The organism is Kitasatospora sp. NPDC015121 (genome assembly GCF_055562955.1).
Genome location: NZ_JBVHEH010000025.1, coordinates 21,839 through 41,842, shown reverse-complemented (window position 1 = coordinate 41,842; position 20,004 = coordinate 21,839). Strand labels below are relative to the sequence as shown.

At 61.0% G+C, this 20,004-nt stretch carries 22 protein-coding genes; 13 read left to right on the top strand and 9 right to left on the bottom strand.

The features are described 5' to 3' along the window. Positions 1-6: 6 nt before the first annotated feature. From ACZ3J7_RS30765 to ACZ3J7_RS30745, 5 genes are all read left to right on the top strand, one after another. Positions 7-1,104 carry a hypothetical protein gene (locus tag ACZ3J7_RS30765; RefSeq protein WP_298772768.1) on the top strand — a complete coding sequence of 366 codons (1,098 nt, stop codon included), beginning with the start codon at positions 7-9 and terminating at the stop codon, positions 1,102-1,104. Then, positions 1,101-2,237, top strand: a complete 1,137-nt coding sequence (locus ACZ3J7_RS30760) for a CaiB/BaiF CoA transferase family protein (RefSeq protein WP_298772766.1) — start codon at positions 1,101-1,103, stop codon at positions 2,235-2,237. The genes ACZ3J7_RS30765 and ACZ3J7_RS30760 overlap by 4 nt, the downstream gene beginning before the upstream one ends. Positions 2,238-2,316: 79 nt before the next feature. Continuing rightward, positions 2,317-3,300 carry an NAD(P)H-dependent flavin oxidoreductase gene (locus ACZ3J7_RS30755; RefSeq protein WP_298772764.1) on the top strand — a complete coding sequence of 328 codons (984 nt, stop codon included), beginning with the start codon at positions 2,317-2,319 and terminating at the stop codon, positions 3,298-3,300. 459 nt (positions 3,301-3,759) lie between these two features. Beyond that, positions 3,760-4,221, top strand: a complete 462-nt coding sequence (locus ACZ3J7_RS30750) for an Hsp20/alpha crystallin family protein (protein ID WP_353799000.1) — start codon at positions 3,760-3,762, stop codon at positions 4,219-4,221. Between the two features lie 163 nt (positions 4,222-4,384). After that, positions 4,385-4,732 (top strand): hypothetical protein, encoded by a 348-nt coding sequence (locus tag ACZ3J7_RS30745; RefSeq protein WP_298772760.1) that lies wholly within the window; start codon positions 4,385-4,387, stop codon positions 4,730-4,732. A 318-nt stretch (positions 4,733-5,050) separates the two neighbouring features. Here the strand turns inward: ACZ3J7_RS30745 and ACZ3J7_RS30740 are convergent, their stop codons facing one another. Then, positions 5,051-5,671, bottom strand: coding sequence for a hypothetical protein (locus tag ACZ3J7_RS30740; RefSeq protein ID WP_251014682.1), 621 nt, complete (start codon positions 5,669-5,671; stop codon positions 5,051-5,053). Between the two features lie 71 nt (positions 5,672-5,742). Beyond that, positions 5,743-6,615 (bottom strand): hypothetical protein, encoded by an 873-nt coding sequence (locus ACZ3J7_RS30735; protein ID WP_298772754.1) that lies wholly within the window; start codon positions 6,613-6,615, stop codon positions 5,743-5,745. A gap of 720 nt (positions 6,616-7,335) precedes the next feature. Between ACZ3J7_RS30735 and ACZ3J7_RS30730 the strand changes: the two genes are divergently transcribed. Continuing rightward, a complete protein-coding gene (locus tag ACZ3J7_RS30730) occupies positions 7,336-7,767 on the top strand; it encodes an ATP-binding protein (protein ID WP_298772752.1) in 432 nt (143 codons plus the stop codon). Between the two features lie 138 nt (positions 7,768-7,905). On the opposite strand, the gene ACZ3J7_RS30725 is transcribed toward ACZ3J7_RS30730, so the two are convergent. Further along, complete coding sequence (locus tag ACZ3J7_RS30725; RefSeq protein WP_298772750.1) at positions 7,906-8,697, bottom strand: SigB/SigF/SigG family RNA polymerase sigma factor; 792 nt, start codon at positions 8,695-8,697, stop codon at positions 7,906-7,908. A 545-nt stretch (positions 8,698-9,242) separates the two neighbouring features. On the opposite strand from ACZ3J7_RS30725, the gene ACZ3J7_RS30720 reads away from it, so the two are divergent. After that, positions 9,243-9,404, top strand: coding sequence for a MerR family transcriptional regulator (locus ACZ3J7_RS30720; RefSeq protein ID WP_353798999.1), 162 nt, complete (start codon positions 9,243-9,245; stop codon positions 9,402-9,404). A gap of 46 nt (positions 9,405-9,450) precedes the next feature. Here ACZ3J7_RS30720 and ACZ3J7_RS30715 read toward each other — a convergent pair whose 3' ends face one another. The 6 genes from ACZ3J7_RS30715 to ACZ3J7_RS30690 all read right to left on the bottom strand — a co-directional run bounded on the left by ACZ3J7_RS30715 (position 9,451) and on the right by ACZ3J7_RS30690 (position 13,451). Further along, positions 9,451-9,624: a hypothetical protein gene (locus ACZ3J7_RS30715; protein WP_298772748.1), complete on the bottom strand. Its 174-nt coding sequence runs from the start codon at positions 9,622-9,624 to the stop codon at positions 9,451-9,453. A 473-nt stretch (positions 9,625-10,097) separates the two neighbouring features. Then, positions 10,098-10,325, bottom strand: a complete 228-nt coding sequence (locus ACZ3J7_RS30710; protein ID WP_298772745.1) for a DUF6480 family protein — start codon at positions 10,323-10,325, stop codon at positions 10,098-10,100. Further along, the gene (locus ACZ3J7_RS30705; protein ID WP_298772743.1) at positions 10,322-10,927 is read right to left on the bottom strand and encodes a type 1 glutamine amidotransferase domain-containing protein; all 606 of its coding nucleotides are present in this window, start codon (positions 10,925-10,927) and stop codon (positions 10,322-10,324) included. The genes ACZ3J7_RS30710 and ACZ3J7_RS30705 overlap by 4 nt, the downstream gene beginning before the upstream one ends. A gap of 46 nt (positions 10,928-10,973) precedes the next feature. After that, on the bottom strand, positions 10,974-11,162 hold the full coding sequence (locus ACZ3J7_RS30700) for a hypothetical protein (protein WP_095973019.1): 189 nt from the start codon (positions 11,160-11,162) through the stop codon (positions 10,974-10,976). Between the two features lie 989 nt (positions 11,163-12,151). Continuing rightward, complete coding sequence (locus tag ACZ3J7_RS30695; RefSeq protein WP_298772740.1) at positions 12,152-12,838, bottom strand: type 1 glutamine amidotransferase domain-containing protein; 687 nt, start codon at positions 12,836-12,838, stop codon at positions 12,152-12,154. Positions 12,839-12,875: 37 nt separating this feature from the next. Continuing rightward, positions 12,876-13,451: a TetR/AcrR family transcriptional regulator gene (locus ACZ3J7_RS30690; RefSeq protein ID WP_298772738.1), complete on the bottom strand. Its 576-nt coding sequence runs from the start codon at positions 13,449-13,451 to the stop codon at positions 12,876-12,878. A 61-nt stretch (positions 13,452-13,512) separates the two neighbouring features. On the opposite strand from ACZ3J7_RS30690, the gene ACZ3J7_RS30685 reads away from it, so the two are divergent. The 6 genes from ACZ3J7_RS30685 to ACZ3J7_RS30660 all read left to right on the top strand — a co-directional run bounded on the left by ACZ3J7_RS30685 (position 13,513) and on the right by ACZ3J7_RS30660 (position 19,873). Continuing rightward, positions 13,513-14,829, top strand: a complete 1,317-nt coding sequence (locus ACZ3J7_RS30685; protein ID WP_298772736.1) for an NADH:flavin oxidoreductase/NADH oxidase family protein — start codon at positions 13,513-13,515, stop codon at positions 14,827-14,829. Between the two features lie 83 nt (positions 14,830-14,912). Next, positions 14,913-15,824 (top strand): acetoacetate decarboxylase family protein, encoded by a 912-nt coding sequence (locus ACZ3J7_RS30680; RefSeq protein ID WP_298772734.1) that lies wholly within the window; start codon positions 14,913-14,915, stop codon positions 15,822-15,824. A 38-nt stretch (positions 15,825-15,862) separates the two neighbouring features. Next, positions 15,863-17,455: a succinic semialdehyde dehydrogenase gene (locus ACZ3J7_RS30675; protein ID WP_298772732.1), complete on the top strand. Its 1,593-nt coding sequence runs from the start codon at positions 15,863-15,865 to the stop codon at positions 17,453-17,455. Between the two features lie 74 nt (positions 17,456-17,529). After that, positions 17,530-18,501: an NAD(P)H-quinone oxidoreductase gene (locus ACZ3J7_RS30670; protein WP_298772908.1), complete on the top strand. Its 972-nt coding sequence runs from the start codon at positions 17,530-17,532 to the stop codon at positions 18,499-18,501. 107 nt (positions 18,502-18,608) lie between these two features. Then, on the top strand, positions 18,609-19,046 hold the full coding sequence (locus tag ACZ3J7_RS30665; RefSeq protein WP_298772730.1) for a nitroreductase family deazaflavin-dependent oxidoreductase: 438 nt from the start codon (positions 18,609-18,611) through the stop codon (positions 19,044-19,046). Positions 19,047-19,117: 71 nt separating this feature from the next. Next, positions 19,118-19,873 (top strand): alpha/beta fold hydrolase, encoded by a 756-nt coding sequence (locus ACZ3J7_RS30660; protein ID WP_298772728.1) that lies wholly within the window; start codon positions 19,118-19,120, stop codon positions 19,871-19,873. Positions 19,874-20,004: the final 131 nt, after the last annotated feature.

Genomic DNA, 20,004 nt, shown 5'->3' with positions numbered 1-20,004 from the left:
GAAACGATGACACAACTCGCTGACCAGTCAACCCGATCCGAGTCCACACACGATCGCCGGCAGCTCACCGAGGCTTGGTCCGCAGTCACCGACAGCCTTGCGACGTTCGGGTCCACAGCTGCCGCCACCGGATCACCGCTGGACAGCGCCGAAGGTGTACGGCACGCACTTCGCCTGTTCGGATACCTCGCCGAGATGAACGTCGAACGCCAAGACGTGCTCCGGCCTGAACTCTTCACACTGATGTCACCGATGCGAAAGTTCTGGGGAGACGGCATCGACGTCGACTACTGGACTGCGATGATCGACCCCAAGGAGACGTACCGAATTCACGGTAGCCGCGGCACAGTGCCGTACGTCGCGGTCCTCGCCAATCGCGTCGGTGCGTCTGGGACCGACAGGGTCGCCGACAACATCGTCATCGACGACAAGGTGTGCGACGCGGACGGTAACTTCGAGATCTTCGTCGCACAAGAGCTGGAGGGGCGCAGAGGAATTCGACTGGACGAGCGTTGCTTCGACGTAGTAGTGCGTGTCTATCACAAGACGCGAAGCGCGGAGATCGATCCCGTGCTCCATATCGAGCGTCTCGGCCCGCCGCCTGGTGCACGCCCCGATCTCGACACGGCGTGGCTGGTCCAGCGCCTCACGAAACTTGCCCGGGGTATGGATGTGAGCCTTCGACGCAGTCTTCAGCTCATCGAAACGCTCAGTCAGTCTCCCAACGAGATTCGCGTGACCTCGGAGCAACGAGGGTGGGGAGACTTCTACGGCACCAGCTCCAACCAGTACGTTGCCGGCTGGTGGTCACTGAAAGATGCTACTGCCGTGGATATTACATTTACTGTCCCGGACTGCACCTACTTCGGCGTAATGCTGTACAACCACTGGTTCGAGTCCTTCGAGTACCGCGACCACACCGTCAACCTCAACGACGCCCACTTCGAGCGCAACGACGATGGAACCGTGACGATCCGAATCGGGGGAGTAGAAGGCGACAGAAACCGGTTGAACCCCTGCAACCACACCGAAGGCATTCTGTTGGCGCGCTGCCTGGAGCCTGCCGAGGACGTCGCTTCGCCTCATGTGGAGATCATTCGATGACCGACGAAGTTGACCTGCCGTTGGCAGGTGTCCGCGTAGTGGAGATCGGTCAACTGATCGCGATACCCAGTGCCGCACAGCAGTTGTCCGACCTCGGCGCCGAGGTCATCAAGCTGGAGCCTCCGGGCGGTGAACCGGCCCGACAAATCGACGCCGACTACGCGCGTGGCATCTTCTACGGGTACAACCGTGGGAAGCGTTCAATCTGCCTCGACCTCAAAGACTCCGCCGATCTGCGACGGGCTCGGGATCTGATCGCGTCGAGCGACATCTTGCTGCACAATCTTCGCCCGGGAACCCTCGATCGACTGGGATTCTCCTCTGCCGAACTACAACGCCTGCGACCGGAAATCATCGCCGTCTCGGTGAGCGGGTACGGGGCGGAAGGCCCGTCCTCTACCCGCGCCGGGCTCGACATCGCCGCGCAAGCGGAGAGTGGACTGATGTCGGTGACGGGCGAGGCTGACGGCCCACCACAACGTGTGGGCGCACCGGTGATAGACCATGCAACGAGCTATGTCGTCGCGCAGGCGGCTCTGGCAGCGCTACTGCGACGTGAGCGCACCGGCAAAGGATCGTCCGTCCGAGTCTCCCTGCTGGACGTCGCAATCCACTTGCAGACGGCCAACTGGATCGAGTGGCAGGTATCGGGCAAACCTATGAGTCGCAAAGGGAACGGGCAACCAAGCGTCGCACCCGCTGCAGATGTCTTTCGTGCCCTCGACGGCGAGCTGGTGATCAGCGGATACCAACCGCGAGCCTGGATCGAACTGTGCAAGGCGATCGACCTGCCAGAGTTGGCCGACGACCCGCGGTTTACCACCAACGAGCTGCGCGTCGAAAACCGTGCAGACCTCGTCACCACGATCGAGAAGCAGCTGTGCCACCGTAGTGCCGCGGAAGCGGTAGAGCATCTCACTGCGGCCGGAGTGGTTGCCGCGCTTGTGCGCAACTACGACGAGGTAATCTGCGCCGACGATGTGATTGCGAACCGTACCTTCATTCCCGGCGCCAACGAACATGGCGAACAATACTTGACGCCTGCCATGCCCTATCGGTCCGAACCTCCGATGGTACGAACTGAGTCCTCGCAGGTTCCGGCATTGAACGAGTGGGCTTCGTCAACGCATTGAAGCCGGTGTGAAGTCGAAATTCAGTCGGCATCAACGTAACTGACAAACCGATATCCATGCATCATCGAGGAGATGTCCAGTGCTGACAACTGCATTTACCGAGACGTTCGGAGTGCGCCACCCCATCGTGCAGGGCGGCATGCAGTGGGTGGGGAGAGCAGAACTCGTAGCGGCAGTTGCAAACGCGGGCGCGCTCGGCATGCTCACTGCTCTGACACAGCCGACACCTGACGACCTTGCCCGAGAAATATCCCGAACCCGCGAGCTCACCGATCAACCTTTCGGGGTCAACCTCACAATTCTCCCAACGATCACACCCCCGCCCTACGATGAGTATCGCAATGTGATCATCGACTGCGGAGTAAAAGTCGTCGAGACAGCCGGCTCCTCTCCCGCACCGCATCTGCCGCACTTTCACTCCGCCGGCATCAAGGTTCTCCACAAGTGCACCAGCGTCCGCCACGCGGTCAAAGCCCAGGCCCTCGGCGTCGACGGCATCAGTATCGACGGGTTCGAATGTGCCGGGCATCCAGGGGAAGACGACGTACCGGGTCTCGTCCTCATCGCTGCAGCAGCAGAACGGATCAGCATTCCCATGATCGCGTCCGGTGGATTTGCCGACGCTCGAGGATTGGTGGCCGCACTCGCGCTTGGCGCCGACGGCATCAACATGGGCACCCGGTTCATGTGCACCGATGAGTCTCCCATTCACCGCAACATCAAGGATGCGATAGTTGCCGCCTCCGAGGTGGACACCGAGCTGATTTTCAGGTCACTACGCAATACGGCTCGCGTAGCACGCAACAGCGTCAGCCAAGAGGTTGTCGAAATTCTTTCCAGCGGCGGCAAATTCGAAGACGTTCGAGATCTTGTAGCCGGTGTGCGGGGCAGAGCGGTGTTCGACAGCGGCGACCCCGAGGCTGGCATCTGGACGGCTGGGACTGTGCAAGGATTGATTCACGACATCCCCACAGTGGGCGAATTGGTGGAACGAATTGTCACAGAGGCCGAAGCTCTTATTGCCGGACGGCTTGCCGGCCTCCTGGATCCTGTCAGCGCCTGACCACGTCCGAACCGCTGAGCGCTACCGCCGACCGTGAGGATCGCGGAAGAACGCCGCCTGCCGCATCATCATCCTCGAAGACCAAATCTCCGAAGCGCCCGCATAAACACCGAACTACAACAACACGACAACGGCCGCGACACCTCATCCAAATAGCGGCGCACATGGCCGGAGTACACCGTCCCCCGTCAAAACGTCGCTGGAGCCAGGAGACTACCAAGGTCGACGCTCTGATCGGCAGCCTCTCACAAGTGCCGCATCTCGGCTACGGAGGTTGGCAACTGCCGTTGTTCCTACTCCGATGCTGCATTGCTCGCGACCGAGACACTCTTTCAAGAATCTGGCACTCTCGGTTGCAGAGTGCTAATTCGTGTGGTTATCATGTTCTCGCACAGTGAGTTCGGTCAACCGCCACAGTGGCGGTGACCTTTCTTTTCACAATATGGGAGGTGTGTTGCTGTGCTTCGTTTCGATCCTTTCACCGACATCGACGCGATCACCAAGTCCGTACTCGCCGTGGGAACCGGCAACGGACGCAGTCCACGGTTCATGCCGATGGACCTCTACAAGGTCGAAGACCAGTACGTCCTGCACGCCGATCTTCCCGGCGTCGACCCAGGATCAGTGGACGTCCACATCGACGGCTCGACCCTGACGTTGACCGCGCACCGCACCGCCCACTCCGAAGAGGGTGTGAGCTGGCTGGCGAGTGAACGTTTCGCCGGAACATACAAACGACAGCTGTCCATCAGCGACGACATCGACGCCGAACAAATCGAGGCCTCGTACGACAACGGCGTGTTGACGGTGACGTTGCCGATCGCAGCGAAGGCGAAACCGCGGCGGATCGAGGTCTCCTCCGGACCGCCCTCACGAACCGATAACGCCGGATCGACAACACAGGTGCAGATCGAAGCCTGATCCACCTGGCCCGAACACCGCTGGATGGTGGGGTGACTCCCGAGGACACGCGATGGGTTCTCGGGGCTCACCCCACCATCGTTTCGATCTCCCACCGCACATACGAATGGCCGACTGCACATCCACCACACGAAAGAATCAGCGCGAGAACCCTTCAGCTGCCATGACTGCATCCACCATCCCCCCGCACGAACAATCCGACAACACCGGCAACACCGAATCCCGCGCGCACACTCCACCCGACTGGTGGGATCACCACCGCCTTATCACCAGCGACGAATACAGCGACATGGCGTTGATGCTCGGTGCCCTCTCGATACTGACGTTCTGGATGTTCGGCCTCGGCATCCTCCTCGGTGCCACCGCCATCGGAACCGCCCTGGCAGCGCGCCGACCCGACACCCCCGGACACCACCCCGACGTCAAACAAGGAATCATCGGAGTCTTCGCCGGCATTGCCGGAATCGTCCTCGGCGCCGTCTTCCTCACCGCAGCACTACCACACCTGTAGGCAACCGAAGTCGACACTTCCATCGCAACAAGTCCGTCGAAATCCTCTTCTGGCCTGTTACCCGGACTCCGCCGCGATGCCGGCCTGTTCTGCCGCACCGTGGTTGACTCCCTACTGTTCTTTGCCGAGTCACGGCACCGGCAGGAGACTGCGAGTGCGGCCGACTCTGTGCGACATGGCTGAATTCTACTCAACCGGTATGGATTTGAACCTTTGCAATCAGCGGCGACCTTGCCGAGGAGACGGTTCCGTGAAGCGTACGCCACAGCCACACCCTCATAGGGCACGGGTATGACTGTGGCGCAACTACATCCCGAGTCAGGGAGTGACGGTGATACCGGGCGTGGAGTTGAACTTGAGTGCCCCGGTCATCTTCGCCGTTCCGGCCCCTGCTGCCGGGCAGGATGCACTTCCACCGTTGGAGGTGAAGTTCACCGTTCCGGTGTTGTTGGCGGTGACGGTGTGTGTCGTGTTGTTGTAGGGCACCGGGCCAGCAGTGCTGGCGGTGACGTCGATGACGCAGCTACCGGCAACTACGTGGGCTCCACCGTTAGGGATCTTGATACTTCCCATCGGCGATCCACTGTCTGCGTTGACGTTCAGAGCCCAGGAACCCGAGGTGGTGATTGTTGCAGGCACACCTTCGAGGTCACATCCGGACAGTCCCACGCTGGCAATGTTGATGTTGATCCCCCCCGTTCCGGAGTTCACGTTGCCGGGCGCAGCAGGGGTCGTTCCGGATCCGCTGACGCTGGTGCAGTACAGCTCGAGACCGCCGGTTGTGACGAAACTGAGCCCACTGCTGGTAGCCGTCACCGGAGTGGCCGCGGCGGGGCTGATCGTGGTGGAGGCTGTCGCGATACCGGATGCAGCGATGGTCAATGCGGCCGCTGCTCCGACGAGCGTTGAGGCCTTACCGAGCATTGTGCGTGATGACATGTGATGTGCCCTTCTGTCGAATACTTTTGGGATGAACCGTGAGTCGAAAGAAATTCAGGCGGGTCTGATCTTTACCCGGCGGCTCCCATCTGCGCCACAGCTGCAGGTTCGGCTGCCTGCGCAGCGGAAGCTGCCGGTGGTCGCACCTTGCGCGCGGCGACGGTGTAGACGTCGCTGGATGTGGTGAGAGAGTTCTTTCCGCTGGCGGAGGGGGTGCCCGCCCGCAGGTTCACCGCCCAATTGAGTGCACCGAAGACCCCACATCCGCTAGCGGCGGGAGCTGCGAAGAGATTGTCTGTGTGCTGAACGGCAGGGAACACCGCTCCCGGATAATCGCCGATGGGCTCCGAGGGCGGGTTACCAGTGGTCGTAAGGTGCAGGTTGATCGGGTTCGCCGTGGAGCCGAGATAGCAGTTGTTACCCAACAACGAGTTCGACAGTTTCAGCCTTACCGGCATCGTCAGCTCTTGATCTAGCACCTTGATGTTCGGCAGCCCAACAGCTTCGACCGTTGCAGTGATCTGGGTCAGATTCAGTGGAGTGTCGATTCCGATGGCCCCGCCCGGCACGGAGATCGGGTTCGAATACACACCGTTGCGGCCGTCCGGCTTGGGGACGAAGGTTTCGACGAAGCTGCCGTCGGGCTGGGTTGCGTACTTGACTCCGCCCGCGATCTTGAGCCCGCCGTCGGGGACGGGCACGGTCAGTCCCCCGATTTTCATCGAGCCGCCGCGCACCACGACGGTTGCGCAGGTGGCGACGTCGAGGTCTTCGACGGGGCATGACGACCAGCCGTCGAATGTCAAAGGGGTAGCGGCAGGTGTACCGGACGAACCGAGCGAGGAATTCTCCTCAGCTGTGGCAACGCCTCCTCCTATCAATGCAAGGGCTGCAGCGATCGCCATCGTGGGGGCAACTCGGGTTCTCAAGGCATTCTTGGACATTGGGCTCCTCAAGCATGGAATCGACGCACCGAAACCTCACTCGTTTTGGCGTGTCGCGAGTCACATCTGTGTACTCGGAGCGAAGGCTACCGACCGGTAGTACTCGAAGTCACACAAACCGAAGAAAGTTCAACCCTTTCGGGGACGCTCTCGTACTTTCGGTGGCGTTTCATCCGCGGTCTGCGGGGACCTTCTACCCTGTGCGACCGCCACGTCAGTAGGCAGTTCGATCTCGGCACCATGCAGGAGCGGCCCGCAAGTCCAATCTCGGGACAGGCCGCGGCGAGGATGTCAGATTCCCAACCCCCAGCCCAATTCACGTTGCTGATCCGGAATTTTCGGTTTCTCACTACCCTTCGCTCGTATGCCACCTGAGCTGAAGGAGGCTGGTGTGACGTTTTTTCGATTGCTTCCATCGAGCGTGGCGCAGTCCGGCCGCATGGATCAAAACCGAGCACCGTTATTGGAGCCCCGCGCGCCGTACCGTCGGTTGGATCGAACGGGTTCACCCCACCGGGGGCACAGACAAGAGCACCTCCCCGACACTGCAGGAACGCACTTCGAATACGTCCTGTCTGGTCGCTGACAACAGCGTTAAGCTCGATGTTTGGCGGCACTTCGGTTGGGTAGCTGAAGGGCTGATCATCTTTCTCGAATGCGGCTACCAAGATCCCTCCAAGGGATTGGCTGCCTCGGATCAGGTACAGGAGCAAATCTCACGTGACGTCCTTCGTGCGGGCGATCGTTTCCCCCATCGCCGTTTCACCTTCACTGTCCGTCTCCGCATCACCGGATCAACTGCCGGTGCTGCGATCACTGGTGCGTACCGTGGCCGCGCACTATGCGCTCTCGTTGGACGGGCTGTCCGATCTCGTTCTCGCCGCCGACGAAGCAGCGACCATCCTCATCAGCCATGCCCTCCCCTCCAGCAGCCTGACGTGCACATTCGACGGCGACGACAACGCCACTGCGCGAGTGGTCCTCTCTGCGGCAACAACGGGCCAGATCACCACAAGTACTTCGTCCTTCGGGTGGCACGTCCTCGAAACCCTTGCCGACCAAGTGGACCTCGAGGAGGCCCCGCCTGCCGCGCCCGAGGAGAACTGGACTGTGACAATCACCCTGACCAAGGTCGTGCTAGCGGGTTCGTGATCCCCTGGCCCGGAGGTCCACGAGTACACACTGGTCACCGCCTGTCGGGGCGTCTCGTCGCCGTAACTGACGGCGATTCCGATCACGACGTGCTTCGTACCGGTGCCGCACACCAATCCGCATTTCTCGGCATCCAGCTCACGCTGCGACGGAGGTTTCGAGGGCGGCGAGGGACTGGGTGTTTCGGAGCGCTGTGAGCGATTGTGCGAGCAGCCGGGAGACGTGCATTTGAGAGAGGCCTACCTTCTCGGCGATTTCCGCTTGGGTCAGTTCGCCGAAGAATCGGTAGAGCACGATTGTGCGTTCTCGTTCAGGAAGTGCCAGCAGTGCAGGCCGAATCGTTTCGTGGTTGTCGATGCCTTCGAGGGCACAGTCGAAGTCTCCCAACGTCTCTGCGATCGTCCGTCCCTCGTTGACGGTTGCCGCATCGAGGGACGCCGCGTGATAGGAATCGCCGGCGGCGACGATCTCTGCGATCTCGGCAGGTTCCACTTCGAGTTCTTTTGCCAGTTCCGGCACTGTGGGTTCGCGTCCGAGGGCGTGAGTGAGGGAAGACCGGGCCTTGTTGAGCGCGAGATAGTTTTCCTGCAACGAGCGCGGAACACGAACGTCCCAGCCGCGATCCCGAAAATGTTTGCGCACTTCACCCACCATCGTCGGAATCGCGAAGGCGAGGAAGTCCTTGCCCTTGTCGAGATCGAAGCGGTTCACCGCACTGACCAAACCGACGCTGGCGGCCTGCACGAGATCCTCGTGGGCTTGTCCGCGACCGCGGTATCGCAAGGCAATGTTCCGGGTCAGCGGTAGACACGTCTCGATGATCTGCGTCCGCAGACGGTCGCGGCACTCGTCACCGTCCGGTGTTGAAGCCATCTGTTCGAAAAGGGCCGCAAGGTGCGAGTAGTCGGCGTCCCGCGTGTGAGTGCTCATAAGAATGCCCACTCCTTTCCCCTGGTCATCGCCCAAGCAGAGCGCCGAGGGACAGTGGCCCCTCGCTGAGGTGAAGACATGGTGTCCATGGCAGTAGTCATTCGCGCTCCCGAAGTGCAAGTGCTCCAGCGTGGATCTGATTCATCTACTGCCGTAAATCTATATCAGCAGATATAGATAAATTGCAAGAATTGGAGGACTGATCGAACGATCGAGGTGCGACCGTTCGAATCCGTATGACGCATATGTGCACGAAACCAGCAAGACCTGAGTCCTTTCGACGACCTCCCCTGCGAAAGCCGGTTCGAGAGTCAGATGAAATCTGCAACCAGGAGCATCAGATTTTAGGCACCGGAGAGCGAGGGGAACAACGCAAGGAGATGTTCAGGTCGAGACATATTCGGCGGGGGTGAATGTGAGCGCTGGGCCATTAAGGGATGAAGCACACGCTTACCGAGGGGTCGACGCAATCTCCGTGATGTCGGAACTGTCCGGAATCGGGCCCAGACATTGAGACTCTACGAACGTCGCGGACTGTTGCCCCCGTGCGCACTAGCGGCGGAACGCGGCGCTACAGCGCAGCGGACCTCGACAAACTGCGCCGTACTAACGCATTGATCGGCGACGGAATCAACTTGACTGGAATCGGTGTCATTCTCTCACTGGAAACTAAAACACGATCCTTGCTACGCGGATCGCTCAGCTGAGCGAAACGCCCGGGGACACACCACTCGAAGCCATGCTAGAGCCCGTTCAGCCCAGTTCGTCATAATGACGAACGCCGCTGGATTCCGCGTCGGCAACGATGATGTTCCTGTCAGATTCAAACTGTTCGACCACGGAATCGAAGGTGTCGATTAGCCACAGCTTCTTTGTCTCACCGAGCGGGGTGTCCACGCCGTCGTCGCCGGTTTGAACGATACGCACCAACAGGATTCGCTGGCGTCAGGTTCGACCCAAAGTCCTCGCGGAACATTCGTGGCCAAGACGTGGAACTCTGCACCGCTCACGCCGCTGGAGGCGTCCCAGTCGGTGACAATCACCAATCGTCGCCTGACTTCCTTCGGCTCCGCGTTGGCTATTGGTATCGAAGCAAGCCGATGGTGGTGTCTGAACGAGAACGAGCAATTTCGCGCGACGCGGCAAATCCAGGGGCAAGTCTTCGCCGTACGAAGAACGGACTGTCGAAGAATTGAAGGAAGGCATCAAAGAACTTGATCTTCAACGCTATTCGAAACTCACGAAGAGCGGACTGATCGGTCCGCCCGAAAATCACTGAACCTCACCGTTGGCGCGAGGTCGGCACCGACACGCGTTTCCTGTGCACGCGACAAGGGTGCACAGGCGGCCGGGAGAACAAGGAATCTACGGGCTACACCGTTCGGACCGAGGCGCAAAAATCATGCCAGTGTGGCCACCGCGGCGATAACGAAAACGATGACAACCAACGCGACCGCGACGATCGCTGCGATCCCAGTTACTGGAAAGCGCTTGACGGTCGAGGGCTCGGGTTCGAAGAATCCCGACTTCTGTGGAGCGTTGGGTGGGGCGCTCCCCGGCTTGACCCCACCTCCGGGTTCCAGATCAGGGGTATTCCCCGGATCTGGTTCGGGCGGTGCAGAAGTCACGGTCTATCTGCCTCGTCAACTTCCCTCGGAGTCGTCGACGACGCCTCGGACTGGCTGAGCGTGTCGGTCAGTTTCGCACAGAACACCGGCAAATCGTCGGGCTTGCGGCTCGATATCAACGTATTCGGGCCAGAAGTGCATACTACGACTTCTTCGTCTACCCACGTGCCGCCGGCGTTCGTGATATCGGTACGCAAACTAGGCCACGACGTCAGCGTACGACCGGCCACCGCGCCGGCTTCGACCAGCGTCCATGGTCCGTGGCAGATTACCGCGACGGGCTTCCCGGCATCGAAGAAACTCCGGACGAACGCCACCGCGTCTGGATTCATGCGGAGAAAATCAGGGTTGGCCACGCCCCCGGGCAGGACGAGAGCGTCGTATTCGGACGACTCCGCCGACTCGACCACCGCGTCCACGTCGAAGACGTCAGCTTTGTCGAGATGGTTGAACGCCTGGATGGTGCCGGATTCTGTCGAAACAATCGACGGCTGAGCGTGTTCGGCAACCAATGCATCCCACGGATCTGTCAACTCGACCTGTTCGACTCCCTCCGTCGCCACAAGGAATGCCACTTTCTTCCCTGCAAGTAATTGACTCATGCTTGAACGTCCTTCCTCATCTTCGTGACTCCTGCCGAGCTACTGCTCAGCTGGATGCGCCCTCGGTGTCGTCGAAGAACGACCATTCGCCATCATGGTGGACTTCCATTCGCCATCCCAGTTCCGAGTTGTCGGCGCGAGAATCCACAAACCAGGCATGCGCATCGTCAGCGCTCTCGATGTCGCGCGTCGCGGTGACGTCGCCTGCAGGATTGATCACTCTGTAAGTAGCCATTCCGCTCACCTTCCCCAACCGACGTTTCTTCAATCATCGACCACGACGACGACAAATCAACCCGCACCGGCACCGTGTGCGCCAGGCGCCGGCCGAACGGGCCTTCACTCCGACTGTCCGGTTCACTCGAGGGATCGGCGATACCGCTGATGGGCGACCTGAGTCGACGGAAACAGATCTACGACTTGGTGCCTCCCGCATGCCACCGATATGCAAACCTTCGGCGATCATGTCGCACGGAGGGGCGAAGCCATCGGATGTCGAGACACATCACCACACCCATGCCGATACTCGGCATCACAAGCAACAGAACAACATTCAGCACCGTGCTTCCACCCTTCTGTGAGGGCCGACGGTCAGGCTGCGGCAGCGTCACGGAGCGCGCTAGTCGATTCGCGCCTTGCCGAGCCCGCGGAAACCTGGGCACGCGGCAGCTCTCCTACATCCCTTGCCGCACAACGGTCTCCAGAAGGCGTGATTCCCACGATCTCGCGCCACCATCTTTCGCGCTCTTCGGATTCTGTCCACACCACGACATCCACCACGGGTCCTCCTTCACCGACCCCCGATTTGTTACCCAACTCACGCGTTGACGAAACGTGACTTCACCCGCGACGTGTCCGCGAAGCCACGGCGGCGTTCTGAATGTGAGCGCGAGCGCATCGGGTGCCGCGGTGCCCGCCCCGAGGGGTTTTGTGGGCAGCAATGCTTCCGCCATTGGCGGCGGTTGCAACAAGATTCACCTGGTTGCCGGACTCGAAGAACTCGTCGCCGCTCGATCCGTCCCCGAGCCTTATCTTGTATCGCTCCATGACGCCACCGTCGCTTTCAACGCGAAACAGTCTCGTAGGAAAAGTATTTCGATATTTCGATCCCTTCGGCGCCGCAGTAGCGCACCTAGGACGAAGACGAGTGCCCAAATGTTCGAGTCGGCGTCGCACCTGGTCCACGGAGTCCGAGCATTCCCACCGGTGCAGCACCCAAATGCGCTACAGCAGGAGGTTCGCAACCTTTTTTGCTGTTTCTTTTGCAGATCCCGGATTCTGGCCGGTGACGAGGTTTCCGTCGACGACTGCGTAGGAAACAAACGGCAGTGTGGCCTTTTCGTACAGTGCGCCACGCTCTTTGGCTCTTTCCTCGGCGTTGTAGGGCACGAGTTTGTCCACGCGGGCGAGTTTTTCTTCGAACCAGGCGAACCCCGTGAGTCTGCGGCCCGCGATTAGATAGTTGCCATTGGAAAGTTTGGTCTCGAGAAGTCCGCAGTACCCATGGCACACCGAAGCGACAATTCCTCCGCGTTCGAAGATTTCTCGCGTGATGCGTTGCAGGCCTTCACTGTCCGGGAAGTCGTACATAACGGCATGCCCTCCGGTGAAGAAGATCGCATCGTAGTCAGCGGCGTCGACCAGATCCGGACTCTCCGTCGCCTCGAGTAGCGCCATCCGAGTGGGGTCCGACCGCCAGGCCTTTGCAGTTTTGTCGTAGTTCGGGAATTTGAGCGATCGAGGCTCCAACGGCACCGCCCCACCCTGTGGGCTGACCAGAGTCTGCTCGAAACCGTTGCTGTCGAAGACCTCCCAGGAGTGGGTGAGTTCGGAGAGCCATAAACCGGTCTTATGAGACGGGTCATCGTAGTGGCCGACGTTGGTGACTACGTTCAGAATTCGCTTGGTCATCCCACTCTTCTCTCGATCGCTCTCGTCAATGAACCAATCACCCTTGTACCGCCAGAATTGCTGCAAAAGCGGCTCGCACACGATCGGCGGCCTCACCATCCGAGGCCGTCGGCATTTTGCCGTCAAGGTGCAGACAGGCCAGACCGTGCGCCAACGCCCACGCTGCCGAGGCCAATGCCTCGGAATCTGCATCGGGGAAGACGAGCGTCATGCCCATCTGCATCAACAGATGAATTTCCCCCGCCGCTTGCACACGCTCGTCGTTCTCCTCGTCGCACTCGTTGCCGAACATCAACCTGAACAGCGCGGGACGCCGCAAAGCGAACTCGACGTACGCGACGGCGAATTCGGCAAGATCCGCCGACGTCGACGGTAGCTCGCGGTCCTCGGTCAGGTCCGCTTTCAGGTCGCGTAACCCTTGCGCGGCGAGAGCAGATTCAAGGGCGTCACGGTCAGCGAAATGCCGGTACGGCGCGGTTGCGGAAACACCGACCTCGCGCGCGATCGCGCGCATCGAAAACGGCTCTCCGGCCTCGAGCATCCGCATCGCCGACGCCAGCAGCGAGGCCTTCAGATCGCCGTGATGGTAGCCACCCTTGACAGATGTTGACACCGTTAACTTTCCTTTCTACGCTCATGTGAGCAATGTAAACATACCGCATTCAGGGGCCACCATGCCATTCACCACGTCACCAGCGAACAATTCCGAGACCGACAACAAAGTGTCGCCTATCTTCGAACCGTTCACCGTCGCCAGCGGGGCGACGCTCCCGAACAGGATCGTCAAGGCAGCCATGGAGGAAAACATGGCTGTTGCAGGACAGCTACCCGGAAAAGCAATGTTCGCGTTGTACCGGCGCTGGAGCCAGGGCGGTGTGGGCACGATCATCACAGGCAATGTCATGGTCCACGCAGAGGCACTGACCGGGCCCGCCGGCGTCGTTCTCGATGCACAGGCGCCGATCACTCCCTTCCGCGAATGGGCGGACGCCGCCAAGAGTGGTGGTGCGCAAGTCTGGATGCAGATCAACCACCCCGGTCGACAGATCCAAGCCGACATGCCCGGTGTCGCGTGGGGTCCGTCTGCTGCTCGGGTCGAACTCGGCAAGAACAGCAAGCGGTTTGCCCATCCTCAGGCCATGACGGCGCAACAGATCGACGACACCGTAAACCGTTTCGCAACGACAGCACGTCGCGAGGAGGAAGCGGGTTTCGACGGCGTGGAAATCCATGCCGCCCACGGCTACCTGCTATCGCAATTCCTCTCTCCACTCGCAAATCGGAGGACCGACAAATGGGGCGGCACCCTCGACAACCGAGCACGATTGCTCCTCGACGTCACGCGGGCCGTGCGCGCGACGGTCGCACCGACGTTCACCGTTGCCGTCAAACTCAATTCGGCGGATTTCCAGCGCGGCGGATTCGACGCCAACGACGCAGCACAGGTAATCACGTTGCTCGCACCCCTCGGTGTCGACGTAGTCGAACTCTCCGGTGGCAGCTACGAGGCGCCGGCCATGACCGGCCAAAGCCCGGATGACCGCACCCTCGCACGGGAAGCCTACTTTCTGACACTTGCGGAAGAACTCGCCAAGGCCAGCCCTGTGCCCCTGATGCTGACCGGCGGCGTGGTCCGGCGACCGGTTGCCGAACAGGCCCTTGCGGGAGGCGTGGACTTCGTCGGCCTGGGAAGCGCATTGGCGATCGATCCGGATCTGCCGAACCGTTGGCAGGTCGACAGCACTGCCGCTGTCGAATTGCTCCCGGTAACCATCAAGGACAAAGCCGTTGCGTCGGCCGCCAGCATGGCCCGCGTGCGACAGCAGCTTCGACGACTCGGCAAAGGGAAGCCGGCGCGGCCGACGGCGAATCCTGTGGTCGCACTGCTGAAAGAGCAAGTGTTACAGCGCCGTGCGCTCCGCCGGTACCGCCACTGGCTGCAGGACCGCACTTCGACGACTGCTCGTTCATCTCGACGTGAAGTTCGCTGACCCCAGCCGGTGTTGACAGTGCACACATTGGTGCATAACCTGCATGTAAGCAATGTAAACATCGAACGAGTGAGAGCCCTGAAATGACGAACGCATCCTCAACTGTCGAGGTCGATCTGGGCGGACGCCTGATCGAAATCCCGAAAGATGGCCTTTTTGACCGCTACCGGATGGATGTGCCTCTCGACGAGGTCGCTGCCGATCCGCGGGTCCCGAGTGTCGGTTTCTTCCGCAGGCTTCCGAAAACGCAGGTCCAATCGCCGATCGGTACGACATGGACGCCAAACTTCTACTACGCAATGTCCTCGGCGCGTCTAACCATGATCGCCCCGAGCAGCGCGATCCGAAAACGGATCCCGGACGAGCTGTCGCCGCTGGAAATCGCACCCGGATTCGGACTGGTATCCGTCATGCTGTTCCGCTACGACGTGTGCGACATCGATTTCTACACCGAGGCGGCTGTGGGCGTGGCGGTACGTCCGGCGCGCCACGGCGGCTTCAGCACGGCCGCTGCCGATCTGGTTGCCGCTCTGGGTGACGATCACCTGCACTCCTATGTGCTCGCACTCCCAGTCAACACGGAGATCGCCCAAGTCCGCGGTCATGACGGGTACGGATTCCCCAAGTGGGTCACCGATCTCGACGTCGGTATCGACCAGGCACGAACCACGGCCCGCATCTCCAACGCCGATGGCGGCGTCGACATCGCCTTCTCCGCACCGACCCCGAAGCAGAAGACCTTCGAGACGGGAAAGAAAGTCTCCACCCTCACTTCCTACACCCGGCGCAACGGAGCCTGGCTCTCGACTCTCAACCAAACCAACATCCTCGCCAGCGGAACATCATTGTTTCCTGGTGGGGTCGATCTAACACTCGGAAACGGCCGGATGTCGGACGATCTTCGCGCACTCCGGCCCATCCGCACGATCAGATTCGATTCCACCACCTCAGCCCAGGCCGCTCTGCACATGCCGGTCCCGGTCTCGGTTCGCTGATACCTCGAATCGACCGAACATCTCAGGAGAACACCGACATGACCGCAACGACCGACATCTCCACAGATCCCCGCGCAGCGCTGCCTGCCACGCTGACCGCAGGTTTACTCGAACGGCTGACAGAACGGGTCACAGCCTCGCCCGGCGCGCCCCGCTCGATCACCATTGCCCCCTACACCGGTTCACCACTCGCAGACTTCCCTATCTCGACCCCGGCCGACGTCGACGAAGCATTCGTTCGCGCACGGCGCGCCCAAACGAGATGGGCAGCGACCCCCGCGACGGAGCGTGCCAGGGTACTGCTGCGCTTCCATGATTTGGTCCTGAAGAATCAACACATCGGGCTCGACCTGATGCAGGCCGAGAACGGCAAGACTCGCCGTGATGCCTACCTCGAGATCGCCGACGCTGTCATCGCTGCCCGCTATTACGGCCGCACCGGACCGAAAGTTCTTGAACCCGAACGTCGCCGGGGTGCTCTGCCCTTCCTCACCCGTACGTCCGAGCTGCGCCATCCGAAAGGGGTGGTGGCGATCATCTCGCCGTGGAACTACCCGCTGTCGATGGCCGCGACGGACGCCATCGCCGCGCTGATGGCCGGCAATACTGTGGTGCAGAAGCCCGATACCCAGACCGCCCTTACTGCCTTGTGGGCCTTGGACCTGATGTACCAAGCGGGCCTACCGGCCGATGTGTGGCAGATGGTTATCGGCCGAGGCAGTTCGATCGGGGATCCCCTCTTGGCGAACGCGGACTACGTCATGTTCACCGGGTCCACGGCAACCGGTCGGGACATCGCCCGCAGCGCAGGTCAGCGGCTGATCGGGGCGTCACTCGAGTTGGGCGGCAAGAACGCGATGCTCGTCCTCGACGACGCAGATCTCGATCGGGCAGCCGACGGAGCCGTGCGGGCTGCGTTCCCGTCGGCAGGACAATTGTGTGTCTCGGTGGAGCGCCTGTATGTCGCCGAGTCCGTACACGACGAGTTCGTTGCCAAGTTCGTTCAGCGAACCTCGGCCTTGACCATCGGGGCCTCCTATGACTATGGGATCGATGTCGGGAGCCTGACCACCGACAAACAACTGACGACAGTGTCGGCTCATGTCGCCGATGCCGTCGCGAAGGGCGCGAGCGTTCTGGCAGGTGGGAAACCACGTCCGGATCTGGGGCCGCTGTTCTACGAGCCGACCATCCTCGCCGATGTCACACCGGAAATGACGTTGCACGCGCAGGAGACGTTCGGCCCGGTTGTCTCGATCTATCCCGTCGCAGATGACGACGAGGCAGTTGCTCGGGCCAACGACACGGTCTACGGACTCAACAGCAGCATCTGGGGTCGTGACGCCACACGCGCCCGCTCAGTCGCTGCCCGACTGCACTCGGGGACCGTCAACATCAACGACGCCTTCGCCGCGGCATGGGGCAGCATCGACTCGCCGATGGGCGGAATGGGTGACTCCGGTCTCGGGCGTCGGCACGGTATCGACGGCATCCTCAAATACACCGAAGCCCAAACCATCGCCCACCAGTCGCGATTGGATTTCTATCCACCAGCGGGAATCCCGTGGAACGTGTGGGCGCCCGTGATGAACATCGCGCTACGCATGTGGAAAACCGTCGGCGCGCCCTGACACCACATGCCTCGTGCCAACCGATTTCGACTACCAACAAAGGAGATAGCACGATGAGCACCAACCGGCCAACCATGCGAGCGATCGTCGTCGACGAGCGCAAGAACCTTGCCGTCGAGGAAGTGCCAACCCCAACGCCCGCACCGGGTGAGGTCCTGATCCGCGTTGCCGCCGCTGGCATCAACCGCGGCGACGTGATGCAGCGACAGGGGCTCTATCCGCCACCACCAGGCATCAGCGACATCATGGGTCTCGAGATCTCGGGCACTGTCGTCGCCCTCGGCCCGGACGTCGCCGGTCCGGCGCTGGGGGACGAGGTGTGCGCCCTGATCGCTGGAGGCGGGTACGCAGAATACGCAGTAGCCCCCGCATCCCAGTTGTTGCCTGTACCAGCTGGCGTAACTCTGATCGATTCCGCGGCTCTGCCCGAGGTGGCTAGCACTGTCTGGTCCACGATCGTCACCGACGCAGGCCTGCAAGCCGGCGATTTGCTTCTCGTCCACGGCGGTGGAAGCGGGATCGGCACCCATGCCATTCAGGTTGCCAAGGCGCTTGGGGCGCGGGTCGCGGTCACCGTCGGATCAGAGGCCAAGGCGCAGCGCTGCCGAGACCTGGGTGCCGACATCGTGATCAACTACCGGAACCAAGACTTTGCAGCCGAGCTGGCGGGCCAGGTAGACGTCATCCTCGACATCATGGGTGGCAGCTACCTCAGCCGCAACATAGACGCCCTCGCCGTCGGAGGTCGGCTCGTGATCATCGGCATGCAGGGAGGTTTCACCGGTGAGGCGAACGTCGGTGCGCTCATCGGCAAACGTGCGCGCATCATCGGCCTCAACGTCCGCAATCGCCCACTGACAGGCCCCGGGTCGAAGGCGGAGATCGTCGCGGCCGTCGTCGCCGACGAATGGCCATTGATCGAACGAGGGCTTATTCGACCGATCATCTCGGCAAAGCTCCCCCTCGCCGATGCAGACAAGGGACAGGCGTTGCTCGAATCGAAAGACTCGGTCGGCAAAGTCCTTCTCCTACTGGATGGTTCGTGACAGATCGCAGCCGACCCGAGCGACAGGCATCTCTCAGAGGGAACCCACCACGGAAGCACGGAAGCACGGAAGCACGGACAGAGTCACCTCGAATGAAGGGATGAGATATGTCGAACAACAACACCATCAAAGACTTCGGCGCCAGGCTGATGAACGGTGCGCACAAAATCGTGCTCACCGTCAGCAGAGGGCGACTGCTGTCCAAACCCTTCGGAATGCCGGTCGTCGAGCTGCACACGATCGGACGATCGTCGGGTATGCCGCGCTCGTGCCACCTGACAACCCCTGTCAGGGAAAGGGACTGGATCGTGCTCGTCGCGTCGAAAGGCGGCGACGACCGAAATCCGGACTGGTACAAAAATCTTCAGGCCAACCCCGACGTCGGACTCGTCATGAACGGAGAACGATTCGCGGCACACGCACGAACCGCGTCCGCAGAAGAACGAGCAGAACTGTGGCCCAAAGTCGTTGCAGCATACAAAGGCTACGCAAGCTACCAGCAACGAACCCAGCGCGAAATACCACTGGTGATCTGCCAACTGTGAGAAGCGATCACCACGCTGCACAACACAACGACGGCCCGCATCGTCCGTTGCATACTCCGGTTCATCCTCGCTTGCCCAGCTCGAACGCTCCGCTTGTCCTGATCGCTCCCGCGATGGCAATAGGGTCTCACTTCTACAAGCCACTGGTTGCAGAGTTCGCACGGCACGGCTGGGAGGCCCATACGATTCGACGACGAGGATTCGAACGTAGCGAGCCTCGCGCGAGCCGCAGACACGATTGGTCCTACCAGGACGAGATCAACGACATCGACGACGCGATCGCCTGCGCACGAAGGGATCATCCCGAACAGCCAATCCTGCTACTCGGACACAGTCTCGGCGGACAACTCGCAGCCGGACATCAACTGAACCATACGGCGGTCGATGCAATGGTCACCGTAGCTGCGGCGCTCCCCCACCATCGGGCCTACCGGTTCTGCGGGCTGCCCGTCCTGCTCATGTCCGCAGTTGCCGTCCCGCTGCTCACTACACTGTTCGGCTACCTGCCCGCACCGGCCTTCGGCGGCCCCGGCGCTCGCACGTTGATGCGGCAATGGGCCCGCATGGCCATCACGGGCAACCCGCCCTACAGAGTGAACCGGCCGATCACGACGCCCGCGCTCGTCGTCAGTTTCGCATCAGACGCCATGGCTCCGGCGCGGTCGGTGGATGTCTTCGCGGAGAAACTGTTCGACACACGCACGGTGACACGGTGGCAGTACGAGCACAAGGACGTCTTGGCCGGCGCGAGCAACGATCACATCAGATGGGTTCGGGGAAGCTCTCAGGTGGTCGAACGCATCATTGCCTGGTGGGCGAAGCCTTGATGTAGGTCATCGACAAGCGCGGACATCGATCCATTGACGATCCGACAGACGATATGTTTAGGTCATGTGAGAGGTGCACACATTCAACCGACCGTCGACCACTCGTCGGCAGTGCGGAGGTGACATAACGA

Coding starts and splice junctions, on each gene's coding strand:
- ACZ3J7_RS30765 (WP_298772768.1), top strand. CDS start 7: ATGACACAACTCGCTGACCAGTCAACCCGATCCGAGTCCACACACGAT.
- ACZ3J7_RS30760 (WP_298772766.1), top strand. CDS start 1,101: ATGACCGACGAAGTTGACCTGCCGTTGGCAGGTGTCCGCGTAGTGGAG.
- ACZ3J7_RS30745 (WP_298772760.1), top strand. CDS start 4,385: ATGACTGCATCCACCATCCCCCCGCACGAACAATCCGACAACACCGGC.
- ACZ3J7_RS30740 (WP_251014682.1), bottom strand. CDS start 5,671: ATGTCATCACGCACAATGCTCGGTAAGGCCTCAACGCTCGTCGGAGCA.
- ACZ3J7_RS30735 (WP_298772754.1), bottom strand. CDS start 6,615: ATGTCCAAGAATGCCTTGAGAACCCGAGTTGCCCCCACGATGGCGATC.
- ACZ3J7_RS30725 (WP_298772750.1), bottom strand. CDS start 8,697: ATGAGCACTCACACGCGGGACGCCGACTACTCGCACCTTGCGGCCCTT.
- ACZ3J7_RS30705 (WP_298772743.1), bottom strand. CDS start 10,927: ATGAGTCAATTACTTGCAGGGAAGAAAGTGGCATTCCTTGTGGCGACG.
- ACZ3J7_RS30700 (WP_095973019.1), bottom strand. CDS start 11,162: ATGGCTACTTACAGAGTGATCAATCCTGCAGGCGACGTCACCGCGACG.
- ACZ3J7_RS30695 (WP_298772740.1), bottom strand. CDS start 12,838: ATGACCAAGCGAATTCTGAACGTAGTCACCAACGTCGGCCACTACGAT.
- ACZ3J7_RS30685 (WP_298772736.1), top strand. CDS start 13,513: ATGCCATTCACCACGTCACCAGCGAACAATTCCGAGACCGACAACAAA.
- ACZ3J7_RS30680 (WP_298772734.1), top strand. CDS start 14,913: ATGACGAACGCATCCTCAACTGTCGAGGTCGATCTGGGCGGACGCCTG.
- ACZ3J7_RS30675 (WP_298772732.1), top strand. CDS start 15,863: ATGACCGCAACGACCGACATCTCCACAGATCCCCGCGCAGCGCTGCCT.
- ACZ3J7_RS30670 (WP_298772908.1), top strand. CDS start 17,530: ATGCGAGCGATCGTCGTCGACGAGCGCAAGAACCTTGCCGTCGAGGAA.
- ACZ3J7_RS30665 (WP_298772730.1), top strand. CDS start 18,609: ATGTCGAACAACAACACCATCAAAGACTTCGGCGCCAGGCTGATGAAC.